The 17,931-nt window shown below is 69.5% G+C and carries 21 protein-coding genes; 13 read left to right on the top strand and 8 right to left on the bottom strand.

Annotated features, from left to right (window positions below; genetic code table 11):
* Positions 1 to 127 precede the first annotated feature (127 nt).
* Together lepA and ABD235_RS01065 are read left to right on the top strand one after the other, a co-directional pair.
* Positions 128 to 2,014 carry a translation elongation factor 4 gene (gene lepA, locus ABD235_RS01060; RefSeq protein ID WP_344167838.1) on the top strand — a complete coding sequence of 629 codons (1,887 nt, stop codon included), beginning with the start codon at positions 128 to 130 and terminating at the stop codon, positions 2,012 to 2,014.
* Positions 2,015 to 2,929 (top strand): aminoglycoside phosphotransferase family protein, encoded by a 915-nt coding sequence (locus ABD235_RS01065; protein ID WP_344167841.1) that lies wholly within the window; start codon positions 2,015 to 2,017, stop codon positions 2,927 to 2,929.
* On the opposite strand, the gene ABD235_RS01070 is transcribed toward ABD235_RS01065, so the two are convergent.
* Positions 2,926 to 3,693 carry a DUF4253 domain-containing protein gene (locus tag ABD235_RS01070; protein WP_344167844.1) on the bottom strand — a complete coding sequence of 256 codons (768 nt, stop codon included), beginning with the start codon at positions 3,691 to 3,693 and terminating at the stop codon, positions 2,926 to 2,928. The genes ABD235_RS01065 and ABD235_RS01070 overlap by 4 nt on opposite strands.
* 110 nt (positions 3,694 to 3,803) lie before the next feature.
* On the opposite strand from ABD235_RS01070, the gene ABD235_RS01075 reads away from it, so the two are divergent.
* Together ABD235_RS01075 and ABD235_RS01080 are read left to right on the top strand one after the other, a co-directional pair.
* Complete coding sequence (locus tag ABD235_RS01075) at positions 3,804 to 4,463, top strand: MOSC domain-containing protein (RefSeq protein ID WP_344167847.1); 660 nt, start codon at positions 3,804 to 3,806, stop codon at positions 4,461 to 4,463.
* A 35-nt stretch (positions 4,464 to 4,498) separates the two neighbouring features.
* Complete coding sequence (locus ABD235_RS01080) at positions 4,499 to 5,680, top strand: MFS transporter (RefSeq protein WP_344167850.1); 1,182 nt, start codon at positions 4,499 to 4,501, stop codon at positions 5,678 to 5,680.
* Positions 5,681 to 5,746: 66 nt separating this feature from the next.
* Here the strand turns inward: ABD235_RS01080 and ABD235_RS01085 are convergent, their stop codons facing one another.
* From ABD235_RS01085 to kduI, 3 genes are read right to left on the bottom strand one after another with little or no spacing between them, the layout of a single operon-like run.
* Positions 5,747 to 6,502, bottom strand: a complete 756-nt coding sequence (locus ABD235_RS01085; RefSeq protein ID WP_344167853.1) for an IclR family transcriptional regulator — start codon at positions 6,500 to 6,502, stop codon at positions 5,747 to 5,749.
* A gap of 51 nt (positions 6,503 to 6,553) precedes the next feature.
* Entirely contained in the window at positions 6,554 to 7,309 is a 756-nt protein-coding gene (locus ABD235_RS01090) for an SDR family oxidoreductase (protein WP_344167856.1), read from the bottom strand.
* Entirely contained in the window at positions 7,306 to 8,136 is an 831-nt protein-coding gene (kduI, locus tag ABD235_RS01095) for a 5-dehydro-4-deoxy-D-glucuronate isomerase (RefSeq protein ID WP_344167859.1), read from the bottom strand. Before kduI ends, ABD235_RS01090 begins: the two co-directional genes overlap by 4 nt.
* A gap of 102 nt (positions 8,137 to 8,238) precedes the next feature.
* Between kduI and ABD235_RS01100 the strand changes: the two genes are divergently transcribed.
* The 3 genes from ABD235_RS01100 (at position 8,239) to ABD235_RS01110 (ending at position 11,126) form a co-directional block, all read left to right on the top strand.
* Entirely contained in the window at positions 8,239 to 9,759 is a 1,521-nt protein-coding gene (locus tag ABD235_RS01100) for a sodium:solute symporter family protein (RefSeq protein ID WP_344167862.1), read from the top strand.
* A gap of 50 nt (positions 9,760 to 9,809) precedes the next feature.
* A complete protein-coding gene (locus ABD235_RS01105; protein ID WP_344167865.1) occupies positions 9,810 to 9,995 on the top strand; it encodes a tautomerase family protein in 186 nt (61 codons plus the stop codon).
* A 105-nt stretch (positions 9,996 to 10,100) separates the two neighbouring features.
* Positions 10,101 to 11,126: an aspartate-semialdehyde dehydrogenase gene (locus ABD235_RS01110; RefSeq protein ID WP_344167868.1), complete on the top strand. Its 1,026-nt coding sequence runs from the start codon at positions 10,101 to 10,103 to the stop codon at positions 11,124 to 11,126.
* A gap of 270 nt (positions 11,127 to 11,396) precedes the next feature.
* Here ABD235_RS01110 and ABD235_RS01115 read toward each other — a convergent pair whose 3' ends face one another.
* Positions 11,397 to 11,657 (bottom strand): T6SS immunity protein Tdi1 domain-containing protein, encoded by a 261-nt coding sequence (locus ABD235_RS01115; RefSeq protein ID WP_344167871.1) that lies wholly within the window; start codon positions 11,655 to 11,657, stop codon positions 11,397 to 11,399.
* Between the two features lie 195 nt (positions 11,658 to 11,852).
* On the bottom strand, positions 11,853 to 12,062 hold the full coding sequence (locus ABD235_RS01120) for a hypothetical protein (RefSeq protein WP_344167874.1): 210 nt from the start codon (positions 12,060 to 12,062) through the stop codon (positions 11,853 to 11,855).
* Between the two features lie 142 nt (positions 12,063 to 12,204).
* Here ABD235_RS01120 and ABD235_RS01125 point away from each other — a divergent pair, with 142 nt between their 5' ends.
* Entirely contained in the window at positions 12,205 to 12,462 is a 258-nt protein-coding gene (locus ABD235_RS01125) for a helix-turn-helix domain-containing protein (protein ID WP_344167877.1), read from the top strand.
* A 120-nt stretch (positions 12,463 to 12,582) separates the two neighbouring features.
* Positions 12,583 to 14,418, top strand: coding sequence for an AMP-dependent synthetase/ligase (locus ABD235_RS01130; RefSeq protein ID WP_344167880.1), 1,836 nt, complete (start codon positions 12,583 to 12,585; stop codon positions 14,416 to 14,418).
* A gap of 176 nt (positions 14,419 to 14,594) precedes the next feature.
* On the opposite strand, the gene ABD235_RS01135 is transcribed toward ABD235_RS01130, so the two are convergent.
* Positions 14,595 to 14,954: a hypothetical protein gene (locus ABD235_RS01135; protein WP_344167883.1), complete on the bottom strand. Its 360-nt coding sequence runs from the start codon at positions 14,952 to 14,954 to the stop codon at positions 14,595 to 14,597.
* A complete protein-coding gene (locus ABD235_RS01140; protein ID WP_344167886.1) occupies positions 14,951 to 15,427 on the bottom strand; it encodes a PHP domain-containing protein in 477 nt (158 codons plus the stop codon). The genes ABD235_RS01135 and ABD235_RS01140 overlap by 4 nt, the downstream gene beginning before the upstream one ends.
* 77 nt (positions 15,428 to 15,504) lie before the next feature.
* Here ABD235_RS01140 and ABD235_RS01145 point away from each other — a divergent pair, with 77 nt between their 5' ends.
* Genes ABD235_RS01145 through ABD235_RS01160 form a run of 4 tightly spaced genes read left to right on the top strand, consistent with a single transcriptional unit; the run spans position 15,505 to position 17,866 of the window.
* The gene (locus ABD235_RS01145) at positions 15,505 to 16,296 is read left to right on the top strand and encodes an ABC transporter ATP-binding protein (RefSeq protein ID WP_344167889.1); all 792 of its coding nucleotides are present in this window, start codon (positions 15,505 to 15,507) and stop codon (positions 16,294 to 16,296) included.
* A gap of 6 nt (positions 16,297 to 16,302) precedes the next feature.
* Positions 16,303 to 17,061: an ABC transporter permease gene (locus ABD235_RS01150; protein WP_344167892.1), complete on the top strand. Its 759-nt coding sequence runs from the start codon at positions 16,303 to 16,305 to the stop codon at positions 17,059 to 17,061.
* 14 nt (positions 17,062 to 17,075) lie between these two features.
* Positions 17,076 to 17,219, top strand: a complete 144-nt coding sequence (locus tag ABD235_RS01155; protein ID WP_344167895.1) for a MerR family transcriptional regulator — start codon at positions 17,076 to 17,078, stop codon at positions 17,217 to 17,219.
* Positions 17,189 to 17,866 (top strand): MerR family transcriptional regulator, encoded by a 678-nt coding sequence (locus ABD235_RS01160; RefSeq protein ID WP_344167898.1) that lies wholly within the window; start codon positions 17,189 to 17,191, stop codon positions 17,864 to 17,866. The genes ABD235_RS01155 and ABD235_RS01160 overlap by 31 nt, the downstream gene beginning before the upstream one ends.
* The last annotated feature ends 65 nt before the right edge of the window (positions 17,867 to 17,931 follow it).

The following is a 17,931-nucleotide window of genomic DNA, read 5'->3' on the forward strand; positions in this document are numbered from 1 at the left end:
GGTAGAGAGACACCGGTCCAGGCCGTTTGTTGCACCGGCCGCACGCTTCGATGCGGAAAGGGCTGGCGTGTCGTGGGAAGATGGAGCAGTTGTCCTGTCTCCACCCTCAGACGAACTGGATCCCTCCGTGCCCGTTGGACCCACGACCGTTCCGCAGCCGGGTCGCACCGACCCGTCGCTGATCCGGAACTTCTGCATCATCGCCCACATCGACCACGGCAAGTCGACGCTGGCCGACCGGATGCTGCAGATCACCGGGGTGGTCGACGACCGCTCGATGCGGGCCCAGTACCTGGACCGGATGGACATCGAGCGCGAGCGCGGCATCACGATCAAGTCGCAGGCGGTCCGGCTGCCGTTCACACCGAAGCCGGACACCCCGGGCGGCCTGCTCGCGCCGGACGGTACGACGTACATCCTGAACATGATCGACACCCCCGGCCACGTCGACTTCACCTACGAGGTGTCGCGGTCGCTGGAGGCGTGCGAGGGCGCGATCCTGCTGGTCGACGCCGCGCAGGGCATCGAGGCGCAGACGCTGGCCAACCTCTACCTCGCGCTGAACGCGGACCTGCACATCGTCCCGGTGCTGAACAAGATCGACCTGCCCGGCGCGATGCCGGAGAAGTACGCCGCCGAGCTGGCGCACATCATCGGCTGCAAGGAGTCCGACGTCCTGCGGGTCTCGGCCAAGACCGGTGAAGGCGTCGAGGACCTGCTCAGCGAGATCGTCGCGCAGGTCGAGCCGCCCAAGGGCGTCAAGGACGCACCGCCGCGGGCGCTGATCTTCGACTCCGTGTACGACACCTACCGCGGCGTGGTCACCTACGTCCGGGTGGTCGACGGCGAGCTGACGCACCGCGACAAGATCAAGATGATGTCCACCGGCGCGGTGCACGAGATGCTCGAGGTCGGGGTCATCTCGCCCGAGCCGATGAAGTCGCCGAGCATCGGCGTCGGCGAGGTCGGCTACCTGATCACCGGCGTGAAGGACGTCCGCCAGTCCCGCGTCGGTGACACCGTCACCTCGTCGGTCCGCGGCGCGACCGAGGCCCTCGGCGGGTACAAGCACCCCCAGCCGATGGTCTACTCCGGGCTCTTCCCGATCGACGGCGACGACTACCCGACGCTGCGCGACGCGCTCGAGCGCCTGCAGCTGAACGACGCGGCCCTGCAGTACGAGCCGGAGAGCTCGGGCGCGCTCGGCTTCGGCTTCCGCTGCGGCTTCCTCGGCCTGCTGCACATGGAGATCGTCCGCGAGCGGCTCGAGCGCGAGTTCGACCTGGACCTGATCTCGACCGCGCCGAACGTGGTCTACCGGGTCGAGATGGAGGACGGCAAGGAGCACGTCGTCACCAACCCGAGCGAGTTCCCCGAGGGCAAGATCGCCGACATCTACGAGCCGGTGGTCCGGGCCACGATCCTCAGCCCGAAGGACTACATCGGCACGATCATGGACCTGTGCCAGACCAAGCGGGGCAACCTGCTCGGCATGGAGTACCTGTCCGAGGACCGCGTCGAGCTGCGCTACACGCTGCCGCTGGCCGAGATCGTCTTCGACTTCTTCGACCAGCTGAAGTCGAAGACCAAGGGCTACGCCTCGCTCGACTACGAGCCGACCGGCGAGCAGTCCGCGGCGCTGGTCAAGGTCGACATCCTGCTGCAGGGCGAGACCGTCGACGCGTTCTCCGCGATCGTGCACCGCGACAACGCCTACGCGTACGGCGTCTCGCTGGCCGGCAAGCTCAAGGAGCTGATCCCGCGCCAGCAGTTCGAGGTGCCGATCCAGGCCGCGATCGGGTCCCGGATCATCGCCCGGGAGTCGATCCGGGCGATCCGCAAGGACGTGCTCGCCAAGTGCTACGGCGGTGACATCACCCGCAAGCGCAAGCTGCTGGAGAAGCAGAAGGAAGGCAAGAAGCGGATGAAGATGGTCGGACGGGTCGAGGTCCCGCAGGAGGCCTTCATCGCCGCGCTGAAGACCAACGAGCCCGCCGAGAAGGCCAAGAAGTAGGTGCCGGCGTTCGAGATCCCGGCCGGGTTCCTGGTGGTCGGGTCGCGCGGGCCGGACTGGCGCGCGTACCTCGATCGCCTGCCGCGACTGGTCGGCGACCTGCTCGGTGAGTGGGAGCTGACGATCGACGGCCCCTCGTGGCACGGGGAGTGCGCGGTCGTCGTACCGGTGCTGACGCGTGGTGGCGAGGTGGCGGTGCTGAAGGTGCAGTTCCCGCACTGGGAGGCCGAGACCGAGCACCTCGCGCTGCAGGCCTGGGGCGGGCGCGGCGCGGTGCGGTTGCTGCGGGCGGATCCGCGCCGGTTCGCGCTGCTGCTCGAGCGGTTGTCGCCGCGGGACCTGACCTCGGTCGACGACCGGGAGGCCTGCGAGCTCGTCGGTACGGCGTACTCGAAGCTGCACGTCGCGGCCGGGCCGCAGTACCGGACGTTGTCGGGTGAGCTGAAGCGGTGGATCGAGGACTTCCGCGCACTGCCCGCGTCGGCGCCGGTGCCGCACCGGTACGTCGAGCAAGCGATCTCGCTCGCGTCGGACTTCGCCGCGGACCCCGCGACCGACGGGCGGCTGATCCACACCGACCTGCACTACGAGAACGTGCTGGCCGGCGAGCGTGAACCCTGGCTGGTGATCGACCCGAAGCCGCTCTCGGGCGACCCCTGCTACGAGGTCCCGCCGCTGCTGTGGAACCGCTGGGAGGAGGTCGTTGCCTCCGGCGACATCCGCTTCCGGGTCCGCTCGCGCTTCTACGCCGCGATCGACGCCGCCGGCCTGGACGAGGACCGCACCCGCGACTGGGTGATCGTCCGCCAGATGCTCAACGTGCTGTGGACGTTGAAGGACGCCGGCGCGGACCAGTCACTGCCGCAGGACTGGCTGACCCGCAACATCGCCATCGTGAAGGCGATCCAGGACTAGTCCCACCAGGCGGTCCAGACGCGGTTGTCCTTGAGCTTGCCGGCGAGGTTCTGCACGGTGTCGGAGTCGTACTGGTCGTAGGCGCCGTCGTTGTAGAACAGGTAGATGGCGGCCGCGGCGTAGGCGTCTTCGTCGGACGCGGGAGGTCTGCCCAGAACGAGTTCGAGCGCGCGGTGGGGGAGCGTCGCCGGGACTGCCTCGTAGAGCTCGTGCAGGTGGCGCAGGAACGCGACGTGGTCGGCGAGCTCCAAGTTCTCGTTGTCGTCGCCGAGGTGCGCGAACACGTGCCAGGGTTCGGCGCACTCGATCAGGCCGACCAGTACCTCGTACTCGACCAGCCCGAGGCTGCCGTCGGCGCGGGGCTGGCACCCGATGGCGAGCCGGAGGATGTCCCGGCCGAGCGGACCGGCGTAGTCGGTCTCCTGAGCGAGCTCCATGCCGTCGGGTCCTTCGCGGCCGGACTCCGTGGGGAGGGTGCGGAACGACTGCAGCCGGGCGAGGATCTGCGCCCCGTCGAGCTGATCGGCGGTGGCGATGATCTCGTCGGCGGAGCGTGGCTCGCCGTCGTACTGGAAGAAGTCCGGTGGCAGGAGGATCGGGTGGAGGCCGGTCTCCGAGCGGGCGGCGTACAGAAGCGACCACTGGTCGACCGCCGTGTTGCCTGCCGAGGGGAAGCCGACGACCTCGGCGCCCGAACCGGCGGTGCCCAGTCGGGTCAGCGGTGGGAGGCCGGGGAAGCGGGCGGCGAAGGCGGCGGGGGTCATGGCGGACATCCTGGCGGACGGGTCGGACAGAAACTGTCGGGGGAGCCTGGCAGTGTCTGTCGCGGTGAAACTCGGTGGAGCGCCGGGCCGGGGCGGGGGAGGATGCTGGTATGCGGCTGCTGACGGTGAATGTGGTGGAGGAACTGATCCCCGGGCCGAAAGAGACCGGGTGGACGGCGATCGACAAGCGGCCGCAGGTGGGGCGGGTTCGGGTGGGGGAGCTCGGGCTGGCGGGGGACTCGGTCTGTGACGTCGACAACCACGGTGGGCTGGATCAGGCGGTGTACGCGTACGCCGAGGAGGACGCTCGCTGGTGGAGCGAGCAGCTCGGGCGGGAGATTCCGTCGGGGTTGTTCGGGGAGAACCTGCGGACCGAGGGGCTCGATCTGACCAACGCGCTGATCGGCGAGGTGTGGCGGCTCGGGGACGAGGTCGAGGTGCAGGTGCGGGCGCCGCGGATCCCGTGCGTCACGTTCCAGCACCGGATGGGGATCCCGGGGTGGGTGAAGCGTTTCCACCAGGCTCAGAGGCCTGGCGTGTACTTCAAGGTGGTGAAGACCGGCACGATCGCGGCGGGTGACCAGGTCACCGTGGTGAGCCGGCCCGAGCACGAGGTGACCGTCGGCGTCATGTTCGAGGCGCAGGACAGCGCCAAGATGCAAGGCATGCTGGACTCCGGTGTCGACCTGATGGACGAGCTGCGGGAAACGGCGCAGCGGGTCGCCAACCGCGCTTCCACTCCCGGCTCCACGCCGAGCGCGACCCAGTGAAGGGCGTGATCCCCGAGCCAGGGCCGCTCCGGCCCTTGGCTCTGGCGACCCTGCTCAGCCGGGTCGGCAACGGCCTGCTGATGACGGTCAGCGTGCTGTACTTCACCCGCATCGTCGGCCTCTCCATCGCCGAGGTCGGCCTCGGGCTCACGATCGCCGGCCTCTTCGGCCTGCTCTCCGCCGTACCGCTCGGGCACGTCGCCGACCGTCGTGGCCCGCGCGGACTGTTCGTCGTCCTCAGCAGCTCGGTCGCCGTGCTGTCGCTCGCCTACCTGCTGGTCGACACGTTCTGGCAGTTCCTCGTCGTCGCGGTCGCCGTCACCGTGCTCGACCGCGGCGCCGGTGCGGTCCGGGCCGCGCTGATCGCGGCGGTCACCCAGGGCTCGGCCGGCCGCGTCGCCGCCCGCGCCTACCTGCGCGCGATCACCAACATCGGCATCATGGCCGGGGCCGCCGTCGGCGCACTCGCTCTGCACTTCGACACCCGTACGGCGTACCAGCTGATGTTCGTCGTCGACTCGGTCCTGACCTGCGCGTCGGCGTTCATCATCCTCGGCATCCCACGCGTCGCGCCGCAGCCGAAGACCGCCGAGGGCCCGGTCTGGATCGCGCTGCGCGACCGCGGCTACCTCGCGGTCTCCGCGCTGAACGCCGCGATGTCGATCCACTACGCCGTCCTCGACGTCGCGATCCCGCTGTGGGTGGTCGAGCACACCGAGGCCCCGCGCTGGACGGTCGCGCTGCTGCTGATCATCAACACGATCGTCGTCGCGCTCTTCCAGGTCCGTTCCAGCCGCGGCATCCAGGACCCGACGTCAGCGGCCCGAGCGACCCGCACGGCGGGTTGGTTGCTGCTGGCATCGATGGTGCTGTTCGCCGCCGCCTCGGACGGTGGCGCGGTCGTCGCCGTCGGGCTGCTCGCGATCGGCGCGTTCGTCCAGGTGATCGGCGAGCTGCTGCAGTCGTCCGGCTCGTTCCTGCTCGGCTTCGACCTGGCCTCCGACCAGGCGCAGGGCCAGTACCAGGGCGTGTGGGGGACGAGCATGTCGATCAGCACGATGGTCGCGCCGACCGTGCTGGCGCTGCTGCCGCTGGGACTGGGCGTGCCCGGCTGGATCATCCTGGGTGTCTGGTTCGCCGTGATCGGCGTGCTGTTCGTCCCGGTCGTTCGCTGGGCTGTTGCGCGCAAGCAGACCGCCCAGGTGACCGCCGCCTGAGCTGGACCGCTCAGCGGGTAACTGCCTGAGCTGGACCGCTCAGCCGAACCGCCTGAGCGAGCAGACTCAGGTGGAAGGCTCCATGTAGCCCAGCGCCGCCGAGATCTTCCGGGCCGCCTCGATCGCGGCCGGGGCCATCAGCGCGACCTGCGCGATCGACTGCTCCAGCGACAGCGTCGAGATGCTCACCGCCGCGATCGCCGCGGCGGTGTGGTCGTGGATCACGGCCGCGACGCAGCGGATGCCCGGCTCGTTCTCCTCGTCGTCCAGCGCGAACCCGCGGGCCTTCACCTGCGCCAGGTCGGCCTTCAATCCGGCCGCCGTCGTGTGCGTCAGCGGCGTACGGGCCGGGAGCCCGGTCCGCGTGATCAGCGCGTTCAGCGCGTCGTCGTCCATCTCCGCGAGCAGCGCCTTGCCGATCCCGGTGCAGTGCAGCCAGAACGCCTTGCCCACCCGCGACGGCATCCGGTACGGCTTCGGGCCGTCCAGGCGCGCGACGTAGATCGCCTCGTCGCCGTTCAGCAGGCCGACGTGCACCGTGCAGCGGGTCTGCGCGACCAGGTCGGCGAGCACCGGCCGGGCGACCGTGGCCAGGTCGACGTTGGTCAGCGCGTGCCCGGCGAGCCGCAGCGCCTTCGGGCCCGGGTGGTACGAGCCGTCCTCGGACTGCGCGACGAACTCGTGCTCGACCAGCGACGCCATGATCCGGTGCACGGTCGACTTGGCCAGGCCGGTGGCCGTCACCACGTCGGTGAACCGGGAGTGCTCGAGGACGGCGTCGAGCACCATCAGCGTCTTGTCGATGGCCGAGGGTGAACTCATGTCGCTCATCCTGTCACCTCTGCTCTGCTCGACCCGGTACGCCGTACTGCATCATCGCGCCAGCCATCCCCCGTCGACGGCCAGCACATGCCCGTTCACGTAGTCCGACGCCGCCGACGCCAGGAACACCGCCGCCCCGACCAGGTCCTCCGGCCGGCCCCAGCGACCGGCCGGGATGCGCTCCCGGATGGCCGCCTCGCGCGACGGGTCGGCCCGGAGCTCCGTGGTGTTGTCGGTGTCGATGTAGCCCGGCGCGATCGCGTTCACCTGGACGCCGGCTGCTCCCCACTCGTTGGCCAGCGCCTTGGTCAGTCCCGCGACCGCGTGCTTGCTGGCGGTGTAGGCGGGCACGGTGACGCCGCCCTGGAAGCTGAGCAGCGAGGCGATCGTGACGATCTTGCCGGCGCCCCGGCCGACCATCGCGGCGCCGATCGGGCGGGTCACCGCCCAGGTCGAGTTCAGGTTCACGTCGATCACGTGCTGCCAGTCGGGCGTCGCGGTCTCGGCCGCGGGCGCCCGCCGGATCGTGCCCGCGTTGTTGACCAGGATGTCGATCCGGCGCTCACGGGCCAGGTCGGAAGCGACCTGCTCGACGGCGTCAGGATCGGCGAAGTCGGCCGTGACGACCGTCGCCTCACCGCCGCCGTTCAGCTTGATCGCCTCGAGGGTGTCCTCCAGCGCCGCGTCCCGTGCGAGCAGGATCAGATCGGCGCCGGCCGCGGCGTACCCGGCGGCGATCGCCGCGCCGATCCCGCGCCGGGCCCCGGTCACCAGGGCGGTCCGTCCCTCCAGGGAGAAGACGGTCACCGCAGCTCCGTCACGTCGACGCCGTCCATGTCGGTGAAGGCCTGGTTCTCGCCGGCCATCGCCCAGACGAAGCTGTACGACGAGGTGCCGACGCCCGAGTGGATCGACCAGCTCGGCGAGATGATCGCCTCGCGGTCGGCGACCAGCAGGTGCCGGGTCTCGTCGGGCTCGCCGAGCAGGTGCACGATCCGCTCGGTCTCCGGCAGGCCGAAGTACAGGTAGCACTCGGTCCGGCGGTCGTGGGTGTGCGCGGGCATCGTGTTCCAGGTGCTGCCGGGGTGCAGCGTGGTGACGCCGAGCACGATCTGGCAGCTCTGGACGCCTCCCGCGTGGATGTACTGGTCGATCGTGCGCCGGTTCGCGGTCCGCTGGTCGCCGAGCTCGAGCCGGTTGCCCTCGCCGGGCTGCACGAGCGTCGTCGGGTACGCCGTGTGCGCGGCCGCGCTGAACAGGTAGAACGCGGCGTCGGTGCCCTCGAACACGACCTCCTGGGCGCCGCGCCCGGCGTACAGGCAGGCGCCGGTGGTCAGCTCGAACTTGGTGCCGTCGACGGTCACCGTGCCGGGACCCCCGACGTTGACGATGCCGGCCTCACGGCGTTCGAGGAAGTACTCGCTGCGCAGCTCCGGCCAGGTGCCGAGGGTGAGCGGACCGGAGACCGGGCGGGCGCCGGCCAGCACGATCCGGTCGTGGTGGGTGAGCACCGCGGTGACCGTGTCCGGGGTGAACAGGTCGTCGACCAGGTAGTGCTCGCGAAGTCCCGCGGTGTCGAGACCGGGGATCTGGGCGGGGTGCGTGGCGTGCCGGACCTGGAGAGGCGAATTCATGGAACTAAGTTCTACTAGACAGAACCACAAGTCAAGAGTAGAAATGCTGACCAACAATTGGTTCCGCCCCGCGACACCGAGTTCCGCCCCTGGAGGTTTCGCATGACCACACTCGACTGGACGGTCCTGGCCGGCTACTTCGTGCTGATGGTGCTGATCGGGCTCTGGTCCCGCACCAAGATCAAGACCGTCGTCGACTACTTCACCACCGGCGGCCGGATCCCCTGGTGGTTGTCCGGCATCTCGCACCACATGTCCGGCTACAGCGCCGTCATGTTCGTCGCCTTCGCCGCGGTCGCCTACACGTACGGCATCACCGTGTACGTGTGGTGGGCGGTCTCGATCGGCGTCGGCGTCGGGATCGGCGCGTTCGTGTTCGCCGCGCGCTGGAACCGGCTGCGCGCCAAGCACGGGGTGGTGTCACCGCTGGAATACCTTGCCCAGCGCTACAACCTGCCCACCCAGCAGGTGCTCGCGTACTCCGGCGCGGCGCTGAAGGTGGTCGACATCGCGTCCAAGTGGGTCGCGATCGCCGTGCTGCTGAACGGTTTCACCGGCGTACCGATGCGGTGGGGGATCCTGCTGACCGGCGTCGTCACGATGCTCTACGCGACGCTCGGCGGGCTGTGGGCCGACGTGCTCACCGACTTCGGGCAGTTCGTCATCCAGGCCGCGGCCGGGATCGCGATGTTCGTCGGCGTCCTGCGGCACCTGGACGGCGTACCGACGCTGTGGAAGATGTGGGACCAGCTGCCCGAGGGGCACGGCGACGCGCTGAACGGGCCGTACACCCCGATCTTCTTGATCGCGTTCCTGTTCATCAAGACCTTCGAGTACAACGGCGGCATGTGGAACCTGGCGCAGCGCTACATGGCCGCGCCGTCCGGCTCGGAGGCCAAGCGGTCGGCGCTGCTGTCCTCGGTCCTGTGGCTGGTCTGGCCGCTCGTGCTGTTCATCCCGATGTGCGCCGCGCCGCTGCTGGTGCCGGACCTCGGCAAGCCCGAGCAGTCGTACGTCGAGCTCGCGCAGCTGCTGCTGCCGAGCGGCCTGATCGGCCTGGTCCTGGCCGGCTTCTTCTCGCACACGATGGCGATGGTCGCCTCCGACGCCAACGTGATCTCGTCGGTGATCACGCGCGACCTCGGCCCGGTGCTGGTGCCGAAGCTGCGGCAGCTGTCCGACGCGGGGATCCTGAAGTTCGCGCGGATCACCACGTTCACGTTCGTGACGGTGAGCATGCTGATCGCGATCCTGACCAACGGGCAGGGCGTCGTACTGAAGATCGTCGTGGACCTGGTGGCCGCGACCATGGGACCGATCTCGATCCCGCTGATGCTCGGGTTGCTGCCCTGGTTCCGGCGCTGCGGTTCGCGGGCCGCGATCGCGTCGTGGGCGGCGGGGTTGATCGTCTGGGCGGTGGTCAAGTGGGGCGTCGGGTCGACCGACACCACACTGGTCGTCGCGTTGCCGCTGGCAACTTCCCTGGTCGTGTACGTCGGCCTCGGGCTGCTGATGCCGGAACGCCGCGACTCCGTCGACACGCTGCTGGACTCGCTGAACAGCGACCCGGTCGAGACCGACGAGGTGCTCGCCAGGCGAGCAGCCGCCGCCGCGGCCGACTGACCCGTGGAACAATGTTCCGCTGAACAGAACATCTACTGAGGAGCTCCGAGATGCCCAACATCACCGTCGAACTGCTGTCCGGCCGCACCCTCGACCAGCGCCGGGAGTTCGTCGCCGCCGTCACCGACTCGGCGATCTCCATCCTCGGCGCGAAGCGCGAGGCGGTCCGGATCGTCTTCACCGAGATCGAGAAGTCCGACGTCGCCAACGGCGGCGTCCTGGTCTCGGACTCCTGAGCCGGCGGCCCGGCGCCCCCTCCCGCCCCAGGGGACCCGGGCCGTTCTTCTCCGCATGCTGAAATTCGCGTCCCACCTCGAACCCCGCCAACTATTCTCGTTCCCATGCGAGTAGGCGTTTTCGGAGCGACAGGTCAGGTCGGCGGCGTGATGCGGGAGCTGCTGGTCGAGCGGAACTTCCCCATCGACGAGATCCGGTACTTCGCGTCCGCGCGGTCCGCCGGCACGGAGCTCCCGTACGGCGACCGCAAGGTCACCGTCGAGGACTCCGCCACGGCGGACTTCTCCGGGCTCGACCTCGCGCTGTTCTCCAACGGCAAGACGGCCTCCAAGGAGCTCGCCCCGAAGGTCGCCGCGGCCGGCGCGGTCGTGGTCGACAACTCCTCGGGCTGGCGGATGGACCCGGACGTCCCGCTGGTCGTTGCCGAGGTCAACCCCGAGGACCTCGGCCACCTGCCGAAGGGCATCGTCGCCAACCCGAACTGCACCACCATGGCCGCGATGCCAGTGCTCGCGCCGCTGCACCGCGAGGCGGGGCTGACCCGGCTCGTCGTCTCGACGTACCAGGCAGTGTCGGGCTCCGGCGGCGCCGGCGTACGGGAGCTGGCCGATCAGACCGCGGGGCTCGTCGACGGCGCGGAGCGGTTGGCTCGTGGGACTGAAGGGGTGAGCTTGCCGCAGCCGAACGTGTACGCCGGTCCGATCGCGTTCAACGTGCTCCCGCTGGCCGGCTCGATCGTCGACGACGGTTCCGGTGAGACCGACGAGGAGCAGAAGCTCCGCAACGAGAGCCGCAAGATCTTGCACCTGCCCGACCTCCCGGTCGCCGGCACGTGCGTCCGCGTCCCGGTCTTCACCGGGCACTCGCTGAGCATCCACGTCGAATTCGCTGAGCCGATCACGCCCGAGCGCGCAACCGAACTGCTCGCAGGCGCGCCTGGCGTCGAGCTGGCCGACCTCCCGACCCCACTGGCCGCCGCCGGCCAGGACCCGTCGTACGTCGGCCGCATCCGCCAGGACCAGTCGGTCCCGGGCGGGCGAGGCCTGGTCCTGTTCGTCTCCAACGACAACCTCCGCAAGGGCGCGGCGCTCAACGCCGTACAGATCGCGGAACTGCTCCAGAAGCGCTGATCGTCGGCCGTCGCGAACCTGCACCACTCACCAACCTCGCGAGCCATCACCTGTGCACCCTCGCATCCGGCGAATGGGACGAATTGTCGTGTGGTTGCTGAGTGCTGCACGTCCGCCGTCGACGCGCGCCACCGTCCAAGCCGACGCTCCGCCGGCGAAGTGCGCTGGGATGCGGCGCCCGCAAGGTTCATCGGTGAGGTTGGACGGTGCTGCACGTCGGACCGGACGCCGCGCACGACCGTTCAACCGCAGCGCGCTGGTCGGTCGGACCTAGCGCTTGCGGCGGCCGAAGAGACCGCGGCGGGGTGACGGCTGTTCCACGTCGACCTCGATCGGCGTACCTTCTGGCAGGCCGGCGACCTGCTGGTGGATCTGGCCCGCCAGGTTCAGCGCGACCTCGAAGTCCATCACCTGCAGATTCCCGGGCTCCAGCGCACCACCCAGGATCGGCGGCTGGGTGAAGTCGAGGATCTGGTCCGGCCCAAGAACCACACCGGCCTGCAGCGCCGGCTCAGCCAACTCGATCAGCACACCGGCGTCTTGCCCGTGAGGTCCAGCCATCCCCAGGACTCGAGCCCACCGGCGTACTGGTCGGGGCTGAAGCTCTTGATGAAATCCATGCCTCACCGTAACGGCGCGGAGCCGACGGCAGCCCCGCCCCGGCCTACACCGGGAGCGGGGCTGTTTGCACCGGGCGATGCACGTGCAATGGACTGCCCGGCGCGTCTAGATGGGGACCTCGCGGCCCTCGTCGTCGGTGCGGAGGCGGGTCAGGCGCTCGACGAACTGACGGTCGTGGGTGAACAGGCGGTTCGTCGTACCCTCGAGCAGCGGGGAGTCCCACAGCACCTGGACCTCGCTGCCGAACACCGCGGCGATCGTGCCGCGCCCGTAGTCGCCGGAGCTCACCCGCTGTCCCTCGACGATCTCGACCATCCACCACTCCGTCGGATTTCCTGACCTGGCGCTGGAAAAGCTAACACAGTGCCCTGACGGGACTCACTACGCTCGATTACCTTGCGTGTCGCTCGAAAATAGGGTATGACGCCAGGCTTTCCGCTGATGCAGACTGCGGAAGGTGAAGCCCGAGGAGCTGGACGCCCTGATCGCGGGCAACGTGCGTGCGGCCCGTGCCCGGCTCCGGTTGCGGCAGGAGGACCTCGCCGACGAGATCGGCTGGTCCCGGCCCACGGTGTCCTCCCTCGAGGCCGGCACTCGCCGGATCACCGTCTCCGACGCGGTCGCGCTCTGCCGGGCGCTGAAGCTCACGCTGCCCGAGTTGCTGCGTGGTGCACCCGCTGAGGTCTTCGAAGCACTGGGCGTCACCCCCGCCTGACCGTCGAACCCCTGCGTTGCGGAAACGTGATGGAGCGCGGGCGGTCGCGTGGGCGAGCGGCATGGTCAGGCTGCGCCGCAGCTATTACTCTCCGGTTTACCTGACCCCTGGGAGGCCAGAATGAAGCCCGTTGCCGACGGTCCGCAGCTCGCGCTGCTCAGCTCCCGCAAGGAGCACCTCGCTCAGATGTTCTTCGACCGGGTGGCAGCCACGCCCAACCGGGAGGCGTTCCGGCACCCTGTCACCGACGGCTGGGCGTCCGTCACCTGGCAGCAGACCGACGAGCTCGTACGCCGGCGCGGCGCGGGCCTGATCGCCCTCGGCGTCGAACCCGAGCAGCGCGTCGCCGTCGCCGCGAACACCCGGCTCGAATGGGTGGAGTGCTACCTGGCCGCCGTCGTCGTCGCGGCCGCGACCACCACGATCTACCCGACCACGATGGCCGCGGACGTCGCGTACATCGTGGCCGACGCCGAGGTCCAGGTCGTCTTCGCCGAGGACGCCGGCCAGGTCGACAAGCTGCGTGAGCACAAGGCCGACATCCCGTCGGTGCACAAGGTCGTGCTGATCGACGGCGAACCCGACCCGCAGGACGGGGACTGGGTGATCAGCGTCGCCACCCTCGACGAGCTCGGCGCGCGGTACCTCGACGAGCACCCGGCGGCGATCGACGAGCGGGTCGCGCAGATCAAGCCCGAGCACCTGTGCACGCTCGTCTACACCTCCGGTACGACGGGCCGCCCGAAGGGCGTCCGGCTGCCGCACTCGGTGTGGACGTACGAGGGCGCTGCCGTGGAAGGGATCCGGGTGCTCAGTCCGGATGACCTGCAGTACCTGTGGCTGCCGCTGTCGCACGTCTTCGGGCAGGTTCTGCTCGCCGTACAGTTCCAGATCGGCTTCGCCACGGCGATCGACGGCCGGGTCGACAAGATCGTCGAGAACGCCGCGGTCGTCCAGCCGACGTTCATGGCCGCCGCGCCGCGCGTGTTCGAGAAGGCGCACGGGCGGATCGTGACGATGATGGAGGCCGACGGGGGAGCCAAGCTCAAGCTGTTCCACTGGGCCTTCGGCGTCGGGGCCGAGGTGTCGAAGCTGCGGCAGGCCGGCAAGGAGCCTGGCGGCGTACTGGCCGCGAAGTACGCGCTGGCCGACAAGCTGGTGCTGTCGAAGATCCGCGCGCGGTTCGGCGGGCGGATCCGGTTCTTCGTGTCCGGCTCGGCGGCGCTCGACAAGAAGCTCGCCGAGTGGTTCCACGCGGCCGGGCTGCTGATCCTCGAGGGCTACGGCCTGTCCGAGACCGCGGCCGGGTCGACGCTGAACCGCCCCGACAATTACCGCCTCGGCAGTGTCGGGCCGATCTTCCCGGCGGCCGAGTTCAAGATCGCCGAGGACGGCGAGATCCTGATCAAGGGTCCCGGCGTGATGAGCGGGTACCACAACCTGCCCGACCAGACCGCCGAGGTGATCGACGCCGACGGCTGGTTCCACACCGGCGACATCGGGCACTTCGAGGACGAGTTCCTGTTCATCACCGACCGCAAGAAGGACCTGTTCAAGACCTCCGGCGGCAAGTACGTCGCCCCGCAGGTGATCGAGGGCCGGTTCAAGATGATCTGCCCGTACGCCAGCCAGTTCCTCGTCCACGGCAGCCAGCGCAACTTCGTCAGCGCCCTGGTCACCCTCGACCCCGACGCCATCGTCGCCTGGGCCGAAGCCAACGGCCTGGCCGGCAAGTCGTACGCCGAGATCGCGAACTCCGACGCCGCCCACACGATGATCCAGGGCTACGTCGACGAGCTCAACGCCGGCCTGAACCGCTGGGAAACCATCAAGAAGTTCACCATCCTCGACCGGGACCTCACGGTCGAAGGCGGCGAGATGACCCCGAGCCTCAAGCTCAAGCGCAAGCACGTCGAAACCCAGTACGGCGACCTGCTGGACAAGATGTACAACTAGCCGGCACCTGGCGAGCGGAGGAGCAACCCCTACGCGGGGCCCTCCGCTCGCCGGCGCTCGGCTCCACTCGACGGCTCATGTCGCGCTCCGGCCGACGCCCACCACTGATCAAGCCGGGTGGGGTGCCCGTCGGCCGCTGGCGGGTGCGCTCGGAACGAGCCGTGCTCAGGGGTTGATCAGTGGCGGGCGTCGGACAGCTGGGCTCGCCAGGGGTCAGCTGGGGAGGCTCCCGGCGCGAAGCCGTGGGCTGAGGCGACGGCGGCTGCATCGGCCAGGCCCGTGGCCAGGGCCTCGGGGAGGTGGGCGTCGCTGCCGAAGGTCAGGAGTTGGCCGCCTTCTTCTCGCCACCAGCGGAGGATGAGGGGATCCAGGGGGAGGCGGGTGTTGAATTCCAGCGCTCGGTCGGTTGCCGCCAGGGCCGACAGGGCGGAGCGGAGTTCTTCCTCGAAGTCGTGGGGGTTGAACGCGCCGGGCCAGGAGCGGACGGGGTAGTCGATGTGGCCCAGGACGTTGAAGGCAGCAGAGCCGGCGATCATGCGGGGAGTTCGGCCAGGTAGGCGCGGAAGACCTCGGCGGGTGGGTGGTGAGGGAAGAGTTCCCAGGGCTCGGCCATGGTTTCCCCGTCGGGGAGACAGTGGAGGGAGCCGATGACTCGGTCGAAGGTGCCCGCTGACAAGAGCGCGGCGACCTCGGCGGGGTGCAGGTGGGGCTGGCCGATTTCCAGGCCGGTGAGGATCTGGAGCTCCGGATACGCGAAGCGGCAGCGGTCGATGGAGTCGAGGTAACCGGCGACGTCGAGCGGCGGCGCGTGGAGGATGCCGTCGGTGACGAGGTGCGGGAAGTTCGACACCAGGAAGCCGGCCCGGAACGGCGTGAAGTCGACGTGCTCGGTGAAGGCCACGACCGGCAGGCCCAGCGCGACGGCACGCGCGCAGGTGGCATCCATCGCGCCGTGGTCGGCGTCCCAGGAGAACTCGGTGTGTACGTGACCATCGGCCGGTAGCTGCATCGGCCCAGTGTCCGGCTTGACCCTGACGCTGCGTCAACCCTCCACCCTGTGGGCAAGACGATCAGGGAGGACCAAGGATGACGGCGATTCGCGTGCAGGGGCTGGAGAAGTCGTACGGCGGCGTGGACGTGCTGCGTGGTGTGGACTTCGAGGTCACCAGAGGCAGCGTGTTCGCGTTGCTCGGATCGAACGGGGCGGGCAAGACGACCGTCGTACGGATCCTGGCGACGCTGCTGAAGGCCGATGCCGGTACGGCGGAGGTCAACGGCTTCGACGTCGCCACGCAGGCGAGCGACGTCCGGGAGTCGATCAGTCTCACCGGGCAGTTCGCGGCCGTGGACGACATTCTCAGCGGGCGCGAGAACCTCGTCCTGGTCGCGAGGCTGCGGCACCTCGGCGATCCGGGCGGCGTCGCCGACGAGCTGCTGCGGCGGTTCTCGCTGAGCGAGGCCGGCGCGCGCAGGGTGTCGACGTACTCGGGCGGAATGCGTCGCCGGCTCGACATCGCGATGAGCCTGATCGGGGATCCGCCGGTGATCTTCCTGGACGAGCCGACCACCGGGCTCGATCCCGAGGCGCGCGCCGAGGTCTGGCAGACCGTCCGCGGGCTGGCCGGGGACGGCACCACGGTGCTGCTCACCACGCAGTACCTGGAGGAGGCCGAACAGCTCGCCGACCGGATCGCGATCCTGCACGAGGGCCGGATCATCGTGAACGGCACCCTCGCCGAGCTCAAGCAGCTCCTGCCGCCCGCCGAGATCGAGTACGTCGAGAAGCAGCCGTCGCTCGAGGACGTCTTCTTCGCCGTCGTCGCGAACCCGACCGCCCACCCCGTCGCGAACCACCAAGCCCCCAAGCCCAGGAGCTGACCGCCCATGCCCACCCACTTCCTCACCGACACCGCGGCCCTCACCGGCCGCACCCTGCGCCACGTCACGCGCAGCCTGGACACCGTCCTGTCGACCGCGGTGATGCCGATCGCGATGATGCTGATGTTCGTCTACGTGCTCGGCGGCGCGATCGACACCGGCCGGGCCCAGTACGTCGACTACCTGCTGCCGGGCATCCTGCTGATCACGATCGGATCCGGGATCTCCTACACCGCGTTCCGGCTGTTCATGGACCTGAAGAGCGGGATCCTCGAACGGTTCCAGTCGATGCCGATCGCCCGCTCGGGCCTGCTGTGGGCGCACGTCCTGACCTCGCTGGTGGCCAACCTGTTCTCGCTGGTGATCGTCGTCGCCGTCGCGCTCCTGATGGGCTTCCGGTCGAGCGCCGGTGTCCTGCAGTGGCTCGGCGTCGCCGGAATCCTCGTCCTGTTCACGCTCGCGCTGACCTGGATCGCCGTGATCGCCGGCCTGTCCGCGTCGTCGGTCGACGGGGTCGGCGTGTTCTCGTACCCACTGATCTTCCTGCCGTTCGTCAGCTCGGCCTTCGTGCCGACCGCGACCATGCCGGGCCCGGTGCGCTGGTTCGCAGAGAACCAGCCGGTGACTTCGATCGTCGACACGATCCGGTCCCTGCTGGCCGACCAGTCGGCCGGCGAAAGCTGGAGCGCGCTGGCGTGGTGCGCCGGCATCCTGGTGATCGCGTACGCCGGGGCGATGGCCGCCTACCGCCGCAAGATCGCCTGAGGCAGGCTGATCCCATGCTCACCATCAGCCGGCTGGCGGCGTACGCGGGGGTGACGGTCCGGGCGGTGCGTCACTACCACCAGATCGGGCTGCTGCCCGAGCCGGAGCGGGACCACTCGGGTTACCGGTGCTCGGCGTCTCCGCGGTCGTGCGGCTGATCCAGATCCACACCTTGGCCCGCGCCGGGGTGCCGCTGGCCCGGGTGCAGGAGCTCCTGGAGGCGAGCTCTGAGGAGTTCGCCGACGGCGTCCAGGAGATCGACCGGGAGCTGCGGTCCGAGATCCGGCGGCTGCAGGACAACCGCCGGCGCATCGCCCGGCTCGCCGCCGGAGAGCATCTGGCGCTCCCGCAGAGCGTCGTGGACTACCTCGACCGGCTCCGCGGCCTGGGCGTCGACGAGCGGTACGTCGTGATGGAGCGGGACGCGTGGATCCTGGTCGCCGCCCAGGCCCCGGACCTGGTCGACGCCGTCATCGCCCGCAAGCACGAGGAACTGCGCGACCCCGACATGCTGCGGCTCTACAGCCTGTTGAGCGACGTGTCCGGCTGGCGGCTCGACGATCCACGGATCGTCGAGATCGCCGACCTCGTGGAACGGCGGCTCGTCCGCGCGGTCGAGGCGGGGGAGGCGGGCGGTGACACCGCCGACGACCCGTTCGTCGACCTGCTGGACGCGAGCATGGTCGAGTCCTCACCGATCGCCGAACGGATCGTGGCGATCCTGGAGGAGCGGGGCTGGAAGGGCTGGACCCGGATCGAGCGGGTGCCGGCCGGGCGGGCCGCTCAGCTTGCCGAGGGCAACTGAATTCGAACCTCACAGGTTGCTTACAAAAATGCGGGGACCCGCGGATCGGCCTTACCGTAGAAGGG

This window comes from Kribbella lupini (assembly GCF_039529595.1).
Lineage (GTDB): Bacteria > Actinomycetota > Actinomycetes > Propionibacteriales > Kribbellaceae > Kribbella > Kribbella lupini.

What these genes read in the sequence shown, in the direction of transcription:
- ABD235_RS01155 (WP_344167895.1), top strand. Translation starts at nt 17,076, where the DNA reads ATGCTCACCATCAGCCGGCTGGCGGCGTACGCGGGGGTGACGGTCCGG.
- ABD235_RS01150 (WP_344167892.1), top strand. Translation starts at nt 16,303, where the DNA reads ATGCCCACCCACTTCCTCACCGACACCGCGGCCCTCACCGGCCGCACC.
- ABD235_RS01075 (WP_344167847.1), top strand. Translation starts at nt 3,804, where the DNA reads ATGCGGCTGCTGACGGTGAATGTGGTGGAGGAACTGATCCCCGGGCCG.
- ABD235_RS01135 (WP_344167883.1), bottom strand. Translation starts at nt 14,954, where the DNA reads ATGATCGCCGGCTCTGCTGCCTTCAACGTCCTGGGCCACATCGACTAC.
- kduI (WP_344167859.1), bottom strand. Translation starts at nt 8,136, where the DNA reads ATGAATTCGCCTCTCCAGGTCCGGCACGCCACGCACCCCGCCCAGATC.
- ABD235_RS01085 (WP_344167853.1), bottom strand. Translation starts at nt 6,502, where the DNA reads ATGAGTTCACCCTCGGCCATCGACAAGACGCTGATGGTGCTCGACGCC.
- ABD235_RS01110 (WP_344167868.1), top strand. Translation starts at nt 10,101, where the DNA reads ATGCGAGTAGGCGTTTTCGGAGCGACAGGTCAGGTCGGCGGCGTGATG.
- ABD235_RS01145 (WP_344167889.1), top strand. Translation starts at nt 15,505, where the DNA reads ATGACGGCGATTCGCGTGCAGGGGCTGGAGAAGTCGTACGGCGGCGTG.
- ABD235_RS01070 (WP_344167844.1), bottom strand. Translation starts at nt 3,693, where the DNA reads ATGACCCCCGCCGCCTTCGCCGCCCGCTTCCCCGGCCTCCCACCGCTG.
- ABD235_RS01140 (WP_344167886.1), bottom strand. Translation starts at nt 15,427, where the DNA reads ATGCAGCTACCGGCCGATGGTCACGTACACACCGAGTTCTCCTGGGAC.
- ABD235_RS01120 (WP_344167874.1), bottom strand. Translation starts at nt 12,062, where the DNA reads ATGGTCGAGATCGTCGAGGGACAGCGGGTGAGCTCCGGCGACTACGGG.
- ABD235_RS01130 (WP_344167880.1), top strand. Translation starts at nt 12,583, where the DNA reads ATGAAGCCCGTTGCCGACGGTCCGCAGCTCGCGCTGCTCAGCTCCCGC.
- ABD235_RS01100 (WP_344167862.1), top strand. Translation starts at nt 8,239, where the DNA reads ATGACCACACTCGACTGGACGGTCCTGGCCGGCTACTTCGTGCTGATG.
- ABD235_RS01105 (WP_344167865.1), top strand. Translation starts at nt 9,810, where the DNA reads ATGCCCAACATCACCGTCGAACTGCTGTCCGGCCGCACCCTCGACCAG.